This is a genomic window from Kitasatospora sp. NPDC001159, assembly GCF_053598235.1.
On record NZ_JBSFJV010000233.1, the window covers coordinates 1 to 3,272 of the forward strand.

Here is a 3,272-nt window from a genome sequence, read left to right on the forward strand (position 1 = left end):
TGCCCGGCCAACGGGCACGTCCGGTTCGGCGGGCGGGGACGGGAAGACCGACACCTGCAAGGGTGCACGGCGTCTCGTCCCCGACCCAACCGCTCGGCATCCGGCCCACCGCCGGCAGCTGCTGGGCCGAGCGGGGCCGGCCCGACCGGCTCCCGGCGACCTACCACCGAACCCACGGCGTCACGTACTTCCACGGCTGCTACTCGATCGGCGACGACACGCTGTGGGGCGTCAACCGCCGCCGCAAGGGCACCGCGAAAGCCCTGGCCGCGCTCAGGTCGACCCGGGCCGCCCGCCCGGACGGCGCCCCGGTCTACGTGATCCTGGACAACCTCTCCGCCCACAACGGCAAGAAGATCCTCCGCTGGGCGAAGAACAACAACGTCCACCTCTGCTTCACCCCGACCAACGCCTCCTGGGCCAACCCGATCGAGGCACACTTCGGACCGCTGCGGCAGTTCACCCTGGCGAACTCCAACCACCCGAACACGGTCCAGACCCGCGCGCTGCACGCCTACCTGCGCTGGCGCAACGCCAACGCCCGCCACCCCGACGTCCTCGCGGCCCAGCGCAAGGAGCGCGCCCGCATCCGCAGTGAGAAGGGCATTCGATGGGGCGGACGACTCGTCGCGTGACCAGTCAGTCCGGCAAGGCCAGGCTGGTCATCCGAGCAGGGTAGTCTCCGCCGGGCCGTAGAAAGCGGCGGTCTTCCCCGTGATCAGAGCCCAGTAGCGGTCGCCGAAGGACCAGTGCCACCATTCCGTGGGGTAGTTCACCAGGCCCGCCGCCGTCAGCACGGTACCCAGCAGCCTCCGGTTGGCACGGGCCTCCTCGCTGATGTTGGCGGCGTGGGTGTAGCAGGCGCCCTCACTTTCCTCCGGGTCGGCGTTCATCCGTGTGCCCAGGTCCAGTTCGCGCCCACTGGCGTCGGCCAGGGTGAGGTCAACGGCCGCGCCGGCGCTGTGCGGAGCGATGTCGGGCGGTGACACATACCGGCTCGCTGCCGCATGGATCTGCCCGGCGGACCATTGCGGATGGATGGCCCTCAGCTGGCCCGCGTACTCCTCGAAGTACTCCTGCTGAAGTGATGGGGGTCGATATCCCTCGACGAACAGCAGCTGTATGTCCCGCGGAAGCATCGTCTGGGCCTTGAGTAGCCGCTCCAGCACGCCTTCCCGCAGGTACGCGAAGGCGTCTGCCGGATCCTGCTTCCGCGCATCGACCAGCAACGAACCGCCCGCGCGGACGTCCACGAGTTGTTCACCGCATTCCGCCACGGGGATGACGGCGACCTTCGGATCCGACATCAACACGATCTCACTCATGACGCGATCATCTCGCAGGGCTCAACCCGGCAAACCTATGCGGTCACGGCACTAGGCCCGGTCTCAGGTCAGCGGCCGTGGGCCGGGTCGCACGAGAGCCCTGGCCTGGTGGGCACGGGTAGAGCGGGCACCGCCGAAGGCATCTCCAGTCGGCGCGGGCGCAGGGCATCGGGCATGAGCGGGAGGGCCTGGGTCGCGATGGCGTTGAGGTCGTCACGGTACTGCGGCATTGCGGCGTGAAGGGCGCGCTGGACGGCCCAGAACGCGGCCGCCTCTTCGTTGGTGTAGGGGCGCGCCTGCTCCGCGAGCAGCGCCAGCGCCGCGGCCCCGTGCCCTGGCTGCCCGCCGCCGTTGGTGGGTCGGCTTTGGTAGAGGGCGCTGGTGTCGCGCCGCAACACGGTGACCTGGTCGACCGCCGCCAGCTCCTCGGCGGCCGCGACGACATCGGACAGTACGCGGTAGTGCGCGTCGTGGCCGGCGGCGGTGGTGAACCGGGCGGGCACGCCGAGCGCGCTGAGGCGGGCGTAGCGGTGGGCGGTGCCCTGGCGGGAGTCGGCCGCGCGCACGGCCAGGACCACCAGCTCCACCCGGTAGCCGGCCCGCCGGAACTTCTGTGCCTCGGCGGCGAACCGCTCGGGGTCGGCGGGGGTGGTCTCGATGACGAGGTTCCCGCGACGCTCGCGCACGTAGGCCTCGGCCCGGGCCTGCCAGGCCCGGTAGTCGGTGCGGATCGGCTCCGAGGCGCGGCGCGGATCGGTGCGCAGCAGCTGCAGGTAGTCCGGGTGCAGGACCTTGAAGTAGTCGCCGACTAGGTGAACCGGCTGGTGCACCGTGCGCTGGACCAGGCGGGCGGTCCGGGTCTTGCCCGCGCCGGGCTGTCCGGCGACGTAGACCACGACCGGGTTCTCCTGGCTGACGATCGCGCTCAGCATGGTCGGCACGACCATCGCCTCGAAGACGAACTCGTGCTCGTCCGCCGATAGCCGGTGGTAGGCGACCCCGGGCGCCTGCGGCAGTGCCTGGGCGGTGCGGCGCACCGGCTCGGCCAGCGCCGCGGCGCGTTCGGCGTCGCGGCCCACCGCCAGCGCCCAGTCGGCGGGGATGCGGGGATCGTGTACGCGCCGTTCGCTCGCGGCCAGCTCCCGACGGAAGCGGCCGGTCTCCACCGCGCCCCACGGGCGGGTCCGCTCGGCGACCACGGTCTGCGCGGCGCGCGCCGGGCCCACCCAACGTCCGCCGGCGTCGAGCTCGTTGGCGTAGACGGCCTCCAGCAGGGTGTCGGTGCCGCGCCGCACCACGGTGACCCGGTCGGCCAGGTGCCCGGTCTCCACCTCGGCGAGCGCTGCGGGCAGGGCCGCGGCGCAGGCGTCGTGGTTGTCCCAGGCCACATAGCGGGCCCGGCCCTCGACGGCGAGGTGCAGGTAGCGGTCCAGGACACCGAGCTGGCTGAGCGCCTCGGGCACGGCCAGCGCCACGATCTCGACCCGGTACCCGGCCCGCCGGTACGCGGCGATCTCGGCGAGGAACTCCTCGGGGCGGCCCAGCGCCGCCTCCACCACCGCGTCGAACCGGCCCTTCCGCACCTGCTCCTCCAGCCGGGCCTGCCACCCGTAGGTGTCCGCGCGCACCCGCACGCCAGCCGTGCGCACGTCCTCGACCAGGAACCCGGGGTAGGAGGGGTGGACGGCCTTGTAGGCATCGCGGTCAACCCGGACCGCACCACCCCGGTGCGCGAGCGCCGCCTGCACCAGGTCCACCACGAGTGTCTTGCCGCTGCCGGCCTGCCCGGCCACGAACACCACCACCGGCCGCACCTGCGGCAGCGCCCCCGCGAACGCCTGCGGCAGAATCATCTCCGCGGTGGTCAGCCGGTCACCGCGCTCGCCGCGATCGGCTTCGTCCTGCCGGATCCAGTTGCGCAGGGCCTCGTGGTGCACGCCCAGGTCC

General features: G+C 72.3%; 2 protein-coding genes and 1 pseudogene. 1 reads left to right on the plus strand and 2 read right to left on the minus strand.

The annotated features are described in order from the left end of the window. Nucleotides 1–89: 89 nt before the first annotated feature. A pseudogene (locus tag ACWC9T_RS41290) lies at nt 90–635 on the plus strand (transposase); the annotation flags it as partial. Between the two features lie 27 nt (nt 636–662). Here ACWC9T_RS41290 and ACWC9T_RS41295 read toward each other — a convergent pair. Both ACWC9T_RS41295 and ACWC9T_RS41300 read right to left on the minus strand, forming a co-directional pair. Then, nucleotides 663–1,325 (minus strand): M15 family metallopeptidase, encoded by a 663-nt coding sequence (locus ACWC9T_RS41295; protein WP_449826162.1) that lies wholly within the window; start codon nt 1,323–1,325, stop codon nt 663–665. Nucleotides 1,326–1,393: 68 nt separating this feature from the next. Next, the coding region (locus ACWC9T_RS41300) for a zeta toxin family protein (protein WP_449826163.1) at nt 1,394–3,272 on the minus strand (1,879 nt) is incomplete at its 5' end.

Coding starts and splice junctions, on each gene's coding strand:
- ACWC9T_RS41295 (WP_449826162.1), bottom strand. CDS start 1,325: ATGAGTGAGATCGTGTTGATGTCGGATCCGAAGGTCGCCGTCATCCCC.